The sequence below is a fragment of the Kitasatospora sp. NPDC048286 genome (assembly GCF_043201735.1).
Lineage (GTDB): Bacteria > Actinomycetota > Actinomycetes > Streptomycetales > Streptomycetaceae > Kitasatospora.
Map to the genome: position 1 here is coordinate 365,674 of NZ_JBICZE010000005.1, position 12,506 is coordinate 378,179.

General features: G+C 74.1%; 14 protein-coding genes. 5 read left to right on the top strand and 9 right to left on the bottom strand.

The window, feature by feature from the left end; all coding sequences use genetic code 11:
- Positions 1 to 140: 140 nt before the first annotated feature.
- Positions 141 to 1,148: a zf-HC2 domain-containing protein gene (locus tag ACGF13_RS14150; RefSeq protein WP_392873528.1), complete on the bottom strand. Its 1,008-nt coding sequence runs from the start codon at positions 1,146 to 1,148 to the stop codon at positions 141 to 143.
- Positions 1,145 to 1,882 (bottom strand): RNA polymerase sigma factor SigE, encoded by a 738-nt coding sequence (sigE, locus tag ACGF13_RS14155; RefSeq protein WP_392874251.1) that lies wholly within the window; start codon positions 1,880 to 1,882, stop codon positions 1,145 to 1,147. Before sigE ends, ACGF13_RS14150 begins: the two co-directional genes overlap by 4 nt.
- A gap of 288 nt (positions 1,883 to 2,170) precedes the next feature.
- Here sigE and ACGF13_RS14160 point away from each other — a divergent pair, with 288 nt between their 5' ends.
- Complete coding sequence (locus tag ACGF13_RS14160; RefSeq protein ID WP_392874254.1) at positions 2,171 to 2,803, top strand: O-methyltransferase; 633 nt, start codon at positions 2,171 to 2,173, stop codon at positions 2,801 to 2,803.
- Between the two features lie 136 nt (positions 2,804 to 2,939).
- Here the strand turns inward: ACGF13_RS14160 and ACGF13_RS14165 are convergent, their stop codons facing one another.
- The gene (locus ACGF13_RS14165; RefSeq protein ID WP_380552276.1) at positions 2,940 to 3,107 is read right to left on the bottom strand and encodes a DUF3117 domain-containing protein; all 168 of its coding nucleotides are present in this window, start codon (positions 3,105 to 3,107) and stop codon (positions 2,940 to 2,942) included.
- A gap of 297 nt (positions 3,108 to 3,404) precedes the next feature.
- Between ACGF13_RS14165 and ACGF13_RS14170 the strand changes: the two genes are divergently transcribed.
- Complete coding sequence (locus ACGF13_RS14170) at positions 3,405 to 4,205, top strand: enoyl-CoA hydratase-related protein (RefSeq protein WP_392873532.1); 801 nt, start codon at positions 3,405 to 3,407, stop codon at positions 4,203 to 4,205.
- Positions 4,206 to 4,262: 57 nt separating this feature from the next.
- On the opposite strand, the gene ACGF13_RS14175 is transcribed toward ACGF13_RS14170, so the two are convergent.
- Together ACGF13_RS14175 and ACGF13_RS14180 are read right to left on the bottom strand one after the other, a co-directional pair.
- On the bottom strand, positions 4,263 to 4,850 hold the full coding sequence (locus ACGF13_RS14175; protein WP_392873535.1) for a DNA-3-methyladenine glycosylase I: 588 nt from the start codon (positions 4,848 to 4,850) through the stop codon (positions 4,263 to 4,265).
- Complete coding sequence (locus ACGF13_RS14180; protein WP_392873538.1) at positions 4,847 to 5,287, bottom strand: DivIVA domain-containing protein; 441 nt, start codon at positions 5,285 to 5,287, stop codon at positions 4,847 to 4,849. Before ACGF13_RS14180 ends, ACGF13_RS14175 begins: the two co-directional genes overlap by 4 nt.
- 180 nt (positions 5,288 to 5,467) lie before the next feature.
- On the opposite strand from ACGF13_RS14180, the gene folP reads away from it, so the two are divergent.
- Complete coding sequence (gene folP, locus ACGF13_RS14185) at positions 5,468 to 6,280, top strand: dihydropteroate synthase (protein ID WP_392874256.1); 813 nt, start codon at positions 5,468 to 5,470, stop codon at positions 6,278 to 6,280.
- Between the two features lie 40 nt (positions 6,281 to 6,320).
- Here the strand turns inward: folP and ACGF13_RS14190 are convergent, their stop codons facing one another.
- Both ACGF13_RS14190 and dapE read right to left on the bottom strand, forming a co-directional pair.
- Positions 6,321 to 7,130 carry a TIGR00730 family Rossman fold protein gene (locus ACGF13_RS14190; RefSeq protein ID WP_392873541.1) on the bottom strand — a complete coding sequence of 270 codons (810 nt, stop codon included), beginning with the start codon at positions 7,128 to 7,130 and terminating at the stop codon, positions 6,321 to 6,323.
- Between the two features lie 111 nt (positions 7,131 to 7,241).
- The gene (dapE, locus tag ACGF13_RS14195; protein ID WP_392873544.1) at positions 7,242 to 8,318 is read right to left on the bottom strand and encodes a succinyl-diaminopimelate desuccinylase; all 1,077 of its coding nucleotides are present in this window, start codon (positions 8,316 to 8,318) and stop codon (positions 7,242 to 7,244) included.
- 176 nt (positions 8,319 to 8,494) lie between these two features.
- Here dapE and ACGF13_RS14200 point away from each other — a divergent pair, with 176 nt between their 5' ends.
- Together ACGF13_RS14200 and ACGF13_RS14205 are read left to right on the top strand one after the other, a co-directional pair.
- Complete coding sequence (locus ACGF13_RS14200; protein WP_392873546.1) at positions 8,495 to 9,565, top strand: hypothetical protein; 1,071 nt, start codon at positions 8,495 to 8,497, stop codon at positions 9,563 to 9,565.
- Positions 9,566 to 9,870: 305 nt separating this feature from the next.
- Positions 9,871 to 10,674, top strand: a complete 804-nt coding sequence (locus tag ACGF13_RS14205) for a hypothetical protein (RefSeq protein ID WP_392873549.1) — start codon at positions 9,871 to 9,873, stop codon at positions 10,672 to 10,674.
- A 104-nt stretch (positions 10,675 to 10,778) separates the two neighbouring features.
- On the opposite strand, the gene dapC is transcribed toward ACGF13_RS14205, so the two are convergent.
- Positions 10,779 to 11,927, bottom strand: coding sequence for a succinyldiaminopimelate transaminase (gene dapC / locus ACGF13_RS14210; protein WP_392873552.1), 1,149 nt, complete (start codon positions 11,925 to 11,927; stop codon positions 10,779 to 10,781).
- 20 nt (positions 11,928 to 11,947) lie between these two features.
- Positions 11,948 to 12,274, bottom strand: coding sequence for a ferredoxin (fdxA, locus tag ACGF13_RS14215; protein ID WP_030061559.1), 327 nt, complete (start codon positions 12,272 to 12,274; stop codon positions 11,948 to 11,950).
- Between the last annotated feature and the right edge of the window lie 232 nt (positions 12,275 to 12,506).

Genomic DNA, 12,506 nt, shown 5'->3' on the forward strand with positions numbered 1-12,506 from the left:
TCCCTAACTCGTCGGACGACGGTTCCTACAGGGTAATGGCCACCGGCGAGTCCTTGGCCCACGCTGTGATGAAGCCGTGGTAAAGACCTGCCGGTGGCCGGGGCGTCCGGGCCGGAGCGCCGGTGTCCTTCGGGGCCGTTCTAGCGAATCTGCTGGCGCAGCGCGGCGAAGCCCCCGGGGTAGCGCTCCGGGGAGCCCGGCGGGGTCGCGTCGCGGGTCGCGGCGACCGGGCGGCCGGCGAAGTCCACCGGGACCTGCGCGGTCGTCGGGACGAGGCCGCCACGGCCGCTGCCGGGCGGGCTGACGGTGGTGCCGTGGCGCTCCTCGCCCTGCGTGCTGAGCCCGCCGACGCCGCCGAGCGTCACCGCGGCGACGGAGAAGGCTCCCGCGGCGGCGAACACCAGCCGTCGGCCCCGCGCGGGGGACCGGACGGCGGCGGGCGCGGCGGGCTGCGGACGGGCCGGGGCGGCGGCGGCCTCGGGGCGGGCGGAGCGCCGGCCCATCAGCGGCCGCAGCACCGTGCCGCGGCCGAAGGCCCGCGGGTCGACCCCGGGCAGCGGGGAGTCGGCGCCCAGCGCGCCCGCGCCGAAGGAGGCCCCGGCGCCGCGGCCGAAGGAGCCGCCGTCGAGCCGGCTGCCGCCGAGCGTGCCGGTGGCCGCGACCCCGCCACCGGGCAGGTCGTCGTCGTCATCGCGGCGCCCGCGCCGCCCGGAGCGCCAGTCGCCGTCCGCCGGGGCGTCCTCGGGGAGGTTGCCGACGGCCATCAGGCGGGCCATCAGCGCGGAGGACGGGCCGGGCGGGCCGGAGCGGGCCAGCATGTGCTTGACGGCGCGGCCCTCGTCGGCCTCCGCGAGGCACTGGGGGCAGGTCGCCAGGTGGGCCTGGACGCGGTCGCGCGAGTCGTGGCCGAGTTCGCCGTCCAGGAAGGCGGAGAGGCGCTCGCCGAGGTGGTGCTCCTCGACGGCGGGTGCGGCGGGACGGACGGGGAGCGCGTGCAGCGCCGTGTCCGCGGGCAGTGCCACCCCGGGCAGCACGGGCTCACCGGGTTCGTCGCCTCCGCGACGGCCCGGCAGGGCCCAGCCCCGTCGGCTCGGAGACCGGTCGGAGGCGTCCGACCGGTCCGAACCGGACCGGCTGGTTCCGCTCACGATCGCCTCCGTCCGCGCCCACCGGGCGCGGCCGCGGCCTCGAGCACCCCCACGCCGACGGCCACCGGCACCGGCTCCTCCGAGCCGCCGCGGCGCTCACGGCCGGGGGCCGAGCCGGGGGCGCGGTGCTTGAGCGCGGCGCGCAGGTGCGAGCGGCCGCGGTGGATGCGGCTGCGGACGGTGCCGAGCTTGACGCCCAGCGTGGCGGCGATCTCCTCGTAGGACAGGCCCTCGATGTCGCAGAGCACCACGGCGGCGCGGAACTCCGGCGCGAGGGTGTCCAGGGCGTGCTGCACGTCGGCGTCGAAGTGGGTGTCGCTGAAGTGCTGGGCCGGGCTGGGCTCGCGGGAGGCGAGCCGCTCGGCCGCGTCCTCGCCGAGCGCGTCGAAGCGGATGCGCTGGCGGCGGCGGACCATGTCCAGGAAGAGGTTGGTGGTGATCCGGTGCAGCCAGCCCTCGAACGTGCCGGGGGTGTAGGTGGACAGCGATCGGAACACCCGGACGAAGACCTCCTGGGTGAGGTCCTCGGCGTCGTGCTGGTTGCCCGTCAGACGGTAGGCCAGCCGGTAGACCCGGGCGCTGTGCGCCTCGACGATCTCCTCCCACGTGGGCGGAGTCCAGGTCTGCGCGTCGGGACCCTCGGAGAAGGTCGCGAGAGCGGGGGCCTCGGTGGCGCCGGCGGCCGGCGTCGCGGCCACGGGCTGGTCCAGGTCGGAGTGCGCAGGCTGGTTCATCACGGGCTTCGGCGTACGGGCCGACGCAGTGCCACGGAAGTGCCGCCGCACAGGGACGTCGCCCTCGGCCACACCTCCTCGGTCGGCTCTTCTGCCCAGCAGGGCCACCACCATATCCACCTCACCCGTCAAGCCCGGATAAAAGTGCCCGGGAGGTCTTGCGCACCCGGTCCGACATGACAACGGCCCGCCGCCGTACGCGGTTCCCGGTCGGCCAGTAATCTGTGCCAGGAAATATCGACATCCCTCGGCACCGGGCCGCCGCCCGGGGCTCCGAAAGAGGCAGCCATCAGCGAGTTCGGGCCCGCGCACGCGGCCCTCGCCGACACCTACGTGGGCGAGGACGCCGTGCTGACCTACGCCCGGGCACAGTCCGCGCGGACCGGGATACGGGCGATCGGACCGAGCGGCGGGGCCTGCCTGCGGCTGCTGGCGGCCGCGCTGGACGCCAAGGCGGTGGCCGAGATCGGCACCGGCACCGGGGTGTCCGGGGTCTACCTGCTGCGCGGTATGCGGCCGGACGGCGTGCTCACCACGGTCGACTCGGAGCCGGTGCGTCAGCAGCTGGCCCGTGAGGCGTACCAGGCGGCCGGGTTCGCGGCCAACCGCTCCCGGTTCATACCGGGCCGGGCGCTGGAGGTGCTGCCCCGGCTCGCCGACGGGCAGTACGACCTGGTGTTCTGCGACGGCGACCCGGCGGAGTCCTGCGAGTACCTGCGCGAGGCGCTGCGGCTGCTGCGGCCGGGCGGGATGGTCTGCTTCGAGGGGGTCTTCCAGGAGGGCCGGCTGGCCGAGCCGGAACTCCAGGACCCGCAGACCGGCGCCGTCCGGGACCTGGTCCGGGACGTGCGGGAGAGCGAGGACCTGCTGCCGGCGCTGCTGCCGGTGTCGGACGGGCTGCTCTGCGCGATCAAGCGCTGAGCCCGGCGCCCCTCGGGGCGCCGGGGGCCCGCAGGCCCCGCGGCCCGGGCCCGGAAAACGTGCGGACCCGGGCCGACATGACGTCGTACCCGGGCCCGGCAGCACATCTCCAGGAGATGGCGAGCACCTGCTGCGGTCAGCCGCAGGCCTTCTTCAGGGCCTCGCCGAGGGCCTCGGCCTCGTCAGGCGTGAGCTCCACCACAAGGCGTCCGCCGCCTTCGAGCGGAACGCGCATGATGATGCCCCGCCCCTCTTTGGTGACTTCGAGCGGGCCGTCACCCGTCCGCGGCTTCATGGCCGCCATGCTCGTTCCCCTTCCTGCAACCGCTCAGCTACGCACCGGCAGTCCGTCCACCGCCGGTATCGAACGCATTGATCGGAAGCCATTATCCCGCATGCCACGGGCTGATGACCAACATCACTCTCGGTGCAACCACGGCCGGACCGCCCCCAACCACCGCAATTCACGTCATAAGCCCCGGCGTGGCGGCGGTGCGGACGCCGCGGGAAGGTGCGATACCTCACACTCCCCAGCCCCCCGTGTGCTCCGGCATCCTGACACACACGACTGACACCGCCACGACCCCGGGAGCCCTCACCCATGTCCGATTCCGTGCTGTACGAGCTGGACGGCGGCCTGGCCGTCATCACCATCAACCGCCCGGAGGCGATGAACGCGCTCGACGTCGCCACCAAGATCGCGCTGCGCGACGCCGTGGCCGCCGCGGCCGCCGACCCGGCGGTGCGGGCCGTGCTGCTGACCGGGGCGGGCGAGCGGGCGTTCTGCGTCGGGCAGGACCTCAACGAGCACCTGGCGCTGCTGAAGCGGGCCGAGGAGACCGGCGAGGGCGCGCTGCGGACCGTCGCCGAGCACTACAACCCGCTGGTGCGGGCGCTGGCCGGGATGCGCAAGCCGACCGTCGCCGCGGTCGGCGGGGTGGCGGCCGGGGCCGGCGCCTCGCTCGCCTTCGCCTGCGACTTCCGCGTCCTGTCCGACCGGGCCGGCTTCAACACCGCCTTCGCCGGGATCGCGCTGACCGCCGACTCGGGCGCCTCCTGGACGCTGCCGCGACTGGTCGGGCACGCCAAGGCCACCGAGCTGCTGATGCTCCCCCGGACGGTCAAGGCCGCCGAGGCGATGGAGCTGGGCCTGGCCACCAGGGTGGTGCCGGCCGACGAACTCGCCGCCACCGCACGGGCCTTCGCCCGCGAGCTGGCCGAGGGGCCGACCGTCGCCTACGGCGCCGTCAAGGAGTCGCTGGCGTACGGCGCCTCCCACTCGCTGGACGAACTCCTCGACAAGGAGGACGAGTTGCAGACGATGGCGGGCGAGAGCGAGGACCACCGGATCGCGGTGCGCGCCTTCATCGCCAAGGAGAAGCCGAAGTACCTGGGCCGCTAGGGAAGTCGACGCCGACGGGCCGGCCCGTCCGCTCGGACGGGCCGGCCCTCGGGTCGGTCAGCGGACGGCGGCGGTGCGGACGTGGCAGTCCGCCAGGTGGTCGTCGACCAGGCCGCAGGCCTGCATCAGGGCGTAGGCGGTGGTCGGGCCGACGAAGCGGAAGCCCGCCTTCTTCAGCGCCTTCGCCAGCGCCGTCGACTCCGGTGTGACGGCCGGCACCTCGCCCGTCGTGCGGGGGGCCGGCCGGTCCGGGTCCCCGGCGAACTGCCAGATCAGCGCGTCCAGTCCGCCCTCCAGGTCGCGGGCGACCCGCGCGTTGGCGACCGCCGCCTCGATCTTGGCCCGGTTGCGGATGATGCCGGTGTCGGCGAGCAGTCGCTCCTTGTCCGCCTCGCCGAACTCGGCGACCCTGGCGATCTCGAAGCCCGCGAACGCGGCCCGGAAGCCCTCGCGGCGGCGCAGGATGGTCAGCCAGGACAGCCCGGACTGGAAGGCCTCCAGGCAGACCCGCTCGAACAGCGCGTCGTCGCCGTGCACCGGCCGGCCCCACTCGGTGTCGTGGTAGACCCGGTAGTCGTCGGTGGAGTCGCCCCAGCCGCAGCGGCGCAGGCCGTCCGCGCCGAGCACAGCTCCGTCGTCCGTCACTTGTCCGCCCCGGGCTCGGCGTCCTCGGGGGTCCGCTCCCTGGCCGGCTGCTTGGCGAGCGCCACGGCCGGCTCGACCACCTGGGCGAACTCCTCCAGGCCGGGCAGCGGTTCGGCCGCCGGGTCGGGGGCGCCGCCCGCCTCGACCGCGCCGCGCAGGTGGGCGGCGGCCTCCAGCTCGGCGATCCGCGCGTCGCGGTAGGCGAGTTCGGCGCCGAGGCGGTCCAGAACGTCGTCCACCTCGTCCATCCGGTAGCCGCGCAGGGCCATCGGCAGGCGCAGCTCGTCCACGTCCGCCTTGCCCAGCGGGCGGTCCTGCGGCAGCCGCGCGGAGATGCGGTCCGGTGCCGCCTCCGGCATCGAGCCTCCCCCGCCGAGCGCCACCAGGGCGGCACCGCCGACCACCACGGCCATGGCGACCACGATCACCCAGAACACGAGCTGTCCTCCCGAACTCCCGGCCGGTCCGCTATGTGGCGCAGGTAACCACACTGATCATGACAGCATGGTCCCTTAGTGAGGCCGGGGGCCATCATCGCACCCGCAGGAGCTGTGGAGGAGACATCGGTGGCACTGCGCCTGGGACCGCGGGAATTCGGTGACGACGAGCTGGTGATCATGGCGATCGTCAACCGGACGCCGGACTCGTTCTTCGACAAGGGTGCGACCTTCGCCGACGAGGCCGCCTTCGCCGCCGCGGACCGGGCGATGGCCGAGGGCGCGGCGATCCTGGACATCGGCGGGGTGAAGGCCGGGCCGGGCGACGAGGTCACGGTCGAGGAGGAACTGCGGCGCACCGTGCCCTTCGTGGCGGAGCTGCGCAAGCGCCACCCCGAGGCGGTGATCAGCGTGGACACCTGGCGGCACGAGGTCGGCGAGGCGGTCTGCGAGGTGGGCGCGGACCTGCTGAACGACGCCTGGGGCGGGGTGGATCCGAAGCTCGCCGAGGTGGCCGCCCGGTACGACGTCGGGCTGGTCTGCACCCACGCGGGCGGCGCCGAGCCCCGCACCCGGCCGCACCGGACCGGGTACGAGGACGTGATGGCGGACATCCTGCGGGTGACGGTGGGACTGGCCGAACGCGCGGTGGAACTGGGCGTGCGGCGGGACGCGCTGATCATCGACCCGGGGCACGACTTCGGCAAGAACACCCGGCACTCGCTGGAGGCCACCCGGCGGCTGCCGGAGATGACCGCGACCGGCTTCCCGGTGCTGGTCTCGCTCTCCAACAAGGACTTCGTCGGCGAGACCCTGGACCGGCCGGTGAACGAGCGGCTGCTCGGCACCCTGGCCACCACCGCGGTCTCGGCCTGGCTGGGCGCGCGGGTCTACCGGGCGCACCAGGTCGCGGAGACCCGCCAGGTGCTGGACATGGTCGCCTCGATCCGGGGCACCCGCCCCCCGGCGGTCGCCCGCCGGGGGCTGGCGTGAGCGCCTCGGCCCGGGCCCGCCGAGGACCCGTCCGGGGCTCCTAGATCTCGCCGGCGGGCCGGCGGGCGTCGGCGAGGATCTTCATGACCTCGTCGATCTCGTCGGTGATGTGGAACAGCTCCAGGTCGTGCGGGGCCGCCTTGCCCTGCTCGACCAGGGTGTTCTTCAGCCACTCGTAGAGGCCGCCCCAGTAGGCGCTGCCGTAGAGGATCACCGGGAAGCGGGTGACCTTCTTCGTCTGCACCAGGGTGAGCGCCTCGAACAGCTCGTCCAGCGTGCCGAGGCCGCCGGGCAGGACCACGAACCCCTGGGCGTACTTCACGAACATCGTCTTGCGGACGAAGAAGTAGCGGAAGTTCAGTCCGAGGTCCACGAACTCGTTGAGGCCCTGCTCGAAGGGCAGCTCGATGCCGAGCCCGACGCTGAGGCCGCCGGCCTCGGAGGCGCCGCGGTTGGCGGCCTCCATCGCGCCCGGGCCGCCGCCGGTGATCACCGCGTAGCCGGCCTCGGCGAGGGCCCGGCCGATGGCCACGCCCGCCTCGTACTCGGGCGAGTCGGCCGGGGTACGGGCGGAGCCGAAGACGCTGATCGCGGGCGGGAGTTCGGCGAGGGCGCCGAAGCCCTCGACGAACTCGGAGGTGATCCGCAGCACCCGCCACGGGTCGGTGTGCAGCCAGTCGGTGGGACCGGTGGTGTCCAGCAGGCGCTGGTCCGTGGTGCTCGTGCCGACCTGGTCCCGGCGCACCAGCACCGGGCCCTTCTGCTTCTCGGGCCAGGCCTTCTTCTTCCGCGGCACCCCGACCTGCTCGGGGCCGTGACCGTAGTGCTTCTCGTCTCCTGTGCCTGTCATGACGAAACCCTACGCCCGCCTTCCCCCGTTTTCAGGCAACGGGGGAAGGTCGGTTGAGCATCCGGAAGGTGGCGTTCGGCCGCCGCCCCGACGGTCGGCGCGGCGCGCGGCTCAGCTGGTCAGCCAGGCGCGCAGCCGCTCCTCGACCTCGGCGATGGCGCTCAGCGAGCAGTGCTCCTCGCGCTTGTGCGCCAGGTTCGGGTCGCCGGGGCCGTAGTTGACCGCGGGGACGCCGAGCGCGCTGAACCGGGCGACGTCGGTCCAGCCGAACTTGGCCCGGGCCTGGCCGCCGGTGGCCGCCAGGAAGGCCTGGGCGGCCGGCTGGGCGAGTCCGGGCAGGGCGCCCGGGGCGAAGTCGGTGACGGTCAGCTCGAAGCCGTCGAAGACCTCGCGCACGTGCTTCTCCGCTTCGACCTCGCTGCGGTCCGGCGCGTAGCGGAAGTTGACGGTCACGACGCACTCGTCCGGGATCACGTTGCCGGCCACGCCGCCGTCGATCCGGACCGCGTTCAGGCCCTCGCGGTACTCCAGGCCGTCGATCTCCACCCGGCGCGGCTGGTACCGCTCGAGCCGGGTGAGCACCTCGGCGGCGTGGTGGATGGCGTTGTCGCCGAGCCAGCTGCGGGCCGCGTGGGCGCGCACGCCGGTGAGCCGCACCTGCGCCCGCAGGGTGCCCTGGCAGCCGCCCTCGACCATGGCGCCGCTGGGCTCCATCAGCACCGCGAAGTCGCCGGCCAGCCACTCCGGGTGGTCCTTGGCGAGGTGGCCCAGGCCGTTGCGGTGGGCCTCCACCTCCTCGCAGTCGTAGAAGACGAAGGTGAGGTCCCGGTTGGGCTCGGGCAGCGTGGCGGCGAGGCGCAGCTGGACGGCCACGCCGGACTTCATGTCCGAGGTGCCGCAGCCGTAGAGCAGGTCGCCCTCGACGTACGAGGGGAGGTTGTCGGCGATCGGCACGGTGTCCAGGTGGCCGGCCAGGACGACGCGCTCGGCGCGGCCCAGGTCGGTGCGGGCGACCACGTTGTTGCCGTGGCGGTCCACGGTGAGGTGCGGGTAGCCGCGCAGCGCGGCCTCCACGGCGTCGGCGAGCGCCTGCTCGTCGCCGCTCACCGAGGGGAAGTCGACGAGCCGGGCGGTCAGCGTCCCGCCGTCGAGAGTGAGGTCCAGGGGCGTCGGATTCGGGCTGCTCATGGGCGTCAGCCTAGTCCGCGGCCCGGTTCGTCCGGTCCGGTCCGCCCGGCGCGGCCGCCGCGTGACGCGGTTCGGACTCGGTGGCGAGTGGGCGGGCGACGGCAACCGGGGGGCGCCGTACATCCGTCCGAGTGGGTACGGTGTCGGATCAAGGAGCAGGCGCGAGAGGGGCGACGGTGGCCAGGAGAAGGAGCAGCGAGCAGCTGGGCGACGAAGAGGAGCCCACTCGCCGCCGCGGGCCGCTGCGCGCCCTGCTGATGGTGATCGTCGGGCTGCTCGGCCTGGCCCTGGTCGCCGGACTGGCCGTGGTCGGGATCTGGTGGTTCGGCTTCAAGCCGGGTGTGTCGGAGGAGTGCACGGTGAAGACCGCGGCCGGCAACGGCACGCTGGAGCTGCCGCAGGCCGCCAACGCCGCGACGATCGCCGCGGTGGCGCGCTCGCGCGGGCTGCCGGACCGGGCCACCACGATCTCGCTGGCGACGGCGATGCAGGAGTCCAAGCTGCGCAACCTCGCGGGCGGCGACCGGGACTCGATCGGCCTCTTCCAGCAGCGGCCGTCGATGGGCTGGGGCACCCCGACGCAGATCGCGGACCCGGTGTACGCGACCAACAAGTTCCTGGACGGCCTGGTCAAGGTCCCCGGCTACACCCGGATGCCGCTGACCGACGCCGCCCAGACGGTGCAGAAGAGCGGCTACCCGCAGGCCTACGCCAAGCACGAGACGAAGGCGACCCTGCTCACCTCGGCGCTGGCCGGCCGCGAGCCCGCCTCGTTCTCCTGCGTGGTGCACGACTACGCCAAGCCGGACCCGGCGGACTCCGACTCCCCCACCGCGGGGACCGCCCCGGGCGCCACCGCGACCCCGGCCGCGGCGCCGGACCGGGCCCAGGTGCTGTCCGACCGGGTGCGCCGGGAGTTCGGCCGCACGGTGACCCCGGCGACCGGCTACACCTCGACCATCAAGGGCGCCGAGAACGCCGTCGCGCTGACCCCGGACCCGGCCACCACCGCGCTGACCTCGGGACCGGACGCGGGGGCGGACGGCGGGGTGAGCGCCGAGCGGGCGAGCGGCTGGGAGGTCGCCCACTGGGCGGTCGCCCAGGCCCAGCAGCTGGGCATCGCGACGGTCGCCTACGACGGGAAGATCTGGCGCAAGTCCAAGTCCGAGGACGGCTGGCAGACCCAGACCTCGGGCACCTCGACCAAGCTCGTCCAGGTCACCCTGGCCCCGCCCACGAAGAGCTGACGCACTGGTGTTCGGGTTGCCGCCGGACGAGTGATTCCGGTCAACCCCGGTGGACCGACCGCCCGTTCCGGCGAACCGGGGTGAAGAACCGTCACTCCCCTTGTCCGGGGCCGGTTCGGCGGCGTCCGACCGGGCCCGGCAAGCGGCCCTGCTGCAGTCGTACGATCCGATGGTCGGTCAGGACTCTTCCTTGCACCGGCCGAAACCTTCTGGCTTCTCAAGCGGTAACAATGTCGTCCGCCCGGTCGGCAACGCCCGGCTCCCCAGGGCGGACGGGACGGACCCAGACCCCTTCGAGGAGCCCCATGTCTCACCCCCTCACGCGCCGGATCGCCCAGGCCGCGCTCGTCGTGGCCGCCGGAGCGACCCCGCTGCTCGCGGCCGGCTCCGCGTCCGCTCTGGGCGGGGACGCCCTGCTGCCCAAGAGCGACCTCGCGGCACCGCTGGGCCAGCTGACCAACTCCGACGCCGGCTCGACGCTCCAGCACACCACCCACCAGCTCGGCCAGGCCGCCGGCACCACCGGGGCGGCCACCGTCGCCGCCGGCGTACCGGCCTCCACCGACGCCGCCGGCAACATCGTCGCCCAGCAGCTGCCCGAGGCCAACGAGAAGGCCGGCTCGCTGACCGCGCCGGTCGACCAGACCGCCGCGACCGCCGGCCAGCTCTCCACCGTCACCCCGAAGGTCGCCTCGGCCCTGGCCGGCAAGCTCGGCGAGGCCGTCACCGGCAAGAGCGCGGAGACCCGCGGCGCCACCGCCGGCACCGGCCCGCTCGGCGGCCTGACCCAGGCCGGCTCGGTCACCCAGGCCGTGCCCGGCGCCGAGACGCTCACCGGCGCCGTCCCCGGCGGCACCGCCGTCGCCGACGCGCTGCCGGTGGGCGCGGTGCAGCGCGCGCTGCCGCTCGGCCCGGTCGAGCAGGCCCTGCCGGCCGAGCTGCCCGCCACCGACGTGCTGGGCCTGGCCGAGCACGGCTCGGCCAACCGCCTCGGCGGTGCCGACCTCGGCAAGAACAGCCCGCTGTCCGGCCTGACCGGCGCGCTCGGCCCGCTCGGCGGCCTGCTGGGCAGCCTCAACGGCGGCGGCCTCGGCGGCCTGCCGCTGTAGTCCGTCCGCACCCCGTTCCTCCGGGGAGGACCCCGAAGGGGGCCGGTGTCCGTGACACCGGCCCCCTTCGCCGTACGGTCCCGGGGTGCGCTCCCCGGGTGCGGTCAGCGCGCCGCGCCCAGCCGCTCCACGGCCGCGGCGACCCGCTCGTCGGTCGCCGTGAACGCGACCCGCACGAAGCGGTCGCCGGCCGGCCCGTAGAAGTCGCCGGGCGCCACCAGGATGCCCAGCCCGGCCAGTTCGGCCACCGTCTCCCAGCACGGGCGGTCCTGGGTCGCCCACAGGTAGAGGCTGGCCTCGGAGTGCTCGATCCGGAAGCCGTACGCCTCCAGCGCCGCCCGCAGCGCCGAGCGCCGGGCCGCGTACCGCTCGCGCTGCTCGGCCACGTGCGCGTCGTCCGCGAGCGCGGCGACGGTCGCCGCCTGGACGGGCGCCGGCACGATCATGCCGCCGTGCTTGCGCACCTCCAGCAGCTCCCTGACCACCACCGGGTCACCCGCCACGAAGGAGGCGCGGTAGCCGGCCAGGTTGGAGCGCTTGGAGAGCGAGTGGACGGCCAGCAGGCCCTCGTGGTCGTCGCCGCAGACGTCCGGGTGCAGGACCGACACCGGGTCGGCCTCCCAGCCCAGCTCCAGGTAGCACTCGTCGCTGACCAGCAGCGCCCGGTGCTCCCGGGCCCACTCGACGGCGCGGCGCAGCTCGTCCGCGCCCAGCACCCGGCCGGTCGGGTTGGACGGCGAGTTCACCCAGAGCAGGCGCACCCGGGAGCCGTCCAGCTCGTCCACCGAGTCGTACTCGACCGGCTCGGCGCCGCACAGCCGGGCGCCCACCTCGTAGGTCGGGTAGGCCAGGCGCGGGTAGGCGACCTGGTCGCCGGGGCCGAGGCCGAGCTGGGTCGGCAGCCAGGCCACCAGCTCCTTGGAGCCGACGGTCGGCAGCACGGCCTGCGGGCCGATCCGCGCGCCCACGCGGCGGTGCAGCCAGCCGGCGATCGCCTCGCGCAGCTCCAGCGGGCCCCAGACGGTCGGGTAGCCGGGGGTGTCGGTGTGCGCGGCCAGCGCCTTCTGGATCACCTCGGGGACCGGGTCCACCGGGGTGCCGACGGAGAAGTCACAGAGGCCGCCGGGGTGGGCCAGCGCGGTCGCCTTGTACGGCTCCAGCTTGTCCCAGGGGAAGACCGGCAGCTTGTCCGAAACGCGGCGCGCCGCCCCCGGGTGGCCCGGGAACGGCGCGTGCGTGCTGTTGGTGCTCACAGCTGTTGTGCCACCGATCGTCAGTGGTCGGCGTTCTGCGGCGGCAGAGCGGCGATGAACGGGTGGTCACGCTCGATCAGGCCGAGCTTGGAGGCGCCGCCGGGCGAACCCAGGTCGTCGAAGAACTCGACGTTCGCCTTGTAGTAGTCCTTCCACTCCTCCGGGGTGTCGTCTTCGTAGAAGATCGCCTCGACCGGGCAGACCGGCTCGCAAGCGCCGCAGTCGACACACTCATCCGGGTGGATGTAGAGCGATCGCTCGCCCTCGTAGATGCAGTCAACCGGGCATTCTTCGATGCACGCCTTGTCCTTCACGTCGACACAAGGCTGCGCGATGACGTAGGTCACGCTGTCGTTCCTCCTCGGAAGGGCCTGGTGGCCCGTTCTGTTCTGCTGCCGTGCGCGGTGAGCGCGGCGTCGTCGATGCCCGCCCCTAGTATCGCGGGTCGGAGACCGCAAATGCACAGGAGGTGGCCAGATGGCCTCGGTCAACCCGGTCGGCGACCGTCCGGAGGTCCGGATAGACCGCTCTGACGTGGGACGACGCGTGTCCGTCCGCCGGCTTGCGGAGTTCGTGGAC

Coding starts and splice junctions, on each gene's coding strand:
- sigE (WP_392874251.1), bottom strand. CDS start 1,882: ATGAACCAGCCTGCGCACTCCGACCTGGACCAGCCCGTGGCCGCGACG.
- ACGF13_RS14165 (WP_380552276.1), bottom strand. CDS start 3,107: ATGGCGGCCATGAAGCCGCGGACGGGTGACGGCCCGCTCGAAGTCACC.
- ACGF13_RS14170 (WP_392873532.1), top strand. CDS start 3,405: ATGTCCGATTCCGTGCTGTACGAGCTGGACGGCGGCCTGGCCGTCATC.
- folP (WP_392874256.1), top strand. CDS start 5,468: ATGGCGATCGTCAACCGGACGCCGGACTCGTTCTTCGACAAGGGTGCG.
- ACGF13_RS14190 (WP_392873541.1), bottom strand. CDS start 7,130: ATGACAGGCACAGGAGACGAGAAGCACTACGGTCACGGCCCCGAGCAG.
- dapE (WP_392873544.1), bottom strand. CDS start 8,318: ATGAGCAGCCCGAATCCGACGCCCCTGGACCTCACTCTCGACGGCGGG.
- ACGF13_RS14205 (WP_392873549.1), top strand. CDS start 9,871: ATGTCTCACCCCCTCACGCGCCGGATCGCCCAGGCCGCGCTCGTCGTG.